Origin of the sequence: Serratia nevei, assembly GCF_024160145.1 — a bacterium.
In the GTDB taxonomy this organism is placed as follows: domain Bacteria; phylum Pseudomonadota; class Gammaproteobacteria; order Enterobacterales; family Enterobacteriaceae; genus Serratia; species Serratia nevei_A.
In genome coordinates this window covers 1-455 of record NZ_JAMYWQ010000131.1, presented here as the reverse complement: position 1 = coordinate 455, position 455 = coordinate 1, and the positions used below count along the sequence as shown (strand labels likewise).

General features: G+C 53.2%; 1 rRNA gene. It reads left to right on the top strand.

Annotated elements, in window-relative coordinates:
* Window positions 1–455 (top strand): 16S ribosomal RNA (locus M6G53_RS25085); the annotation flags it as partial.

Sequence of the window (455 nt, the reverse complement as noted above, 5' to 3'; positions counted from 1 at the left end):
TGACCACCTATGGGATGCAGCAGTGGGGAATATTGGGCAATGGGCGCAAGCCTGACCCAGCAACGCCGCGTGAAGGAAGAAGGCTTTCGGGTTGTAAACTTCTTTTCTGGGGGACGAACAAATGACGGTACCCCAGGAATAAGCCACGGCTAACTACGTGCCAGCAGCCGCGGTAATACGTAGGTGGCAAGCGTTATCCGGATTTATTGGGTGTAAAGGGCGTGTAGGCGGGAAAGCAAGTCAGATGTGAAAACTCAGGGCTCAACCCTGAGCCTGCATTTGAAACTGTTTTTCTTGAGTGCTGGAGAGGCAATCGGAATTCCGTGTGTAGCGGTGAAATGCGTAGATATACGGAGGAACACCAGTGGCGAAGGCGGATTGCTGGACAGTAACTGACGCTGAGGCGCGAAAGCGTGGGGAGCAAACAGGATTAGATACCCCCGTAGTCCATCAGT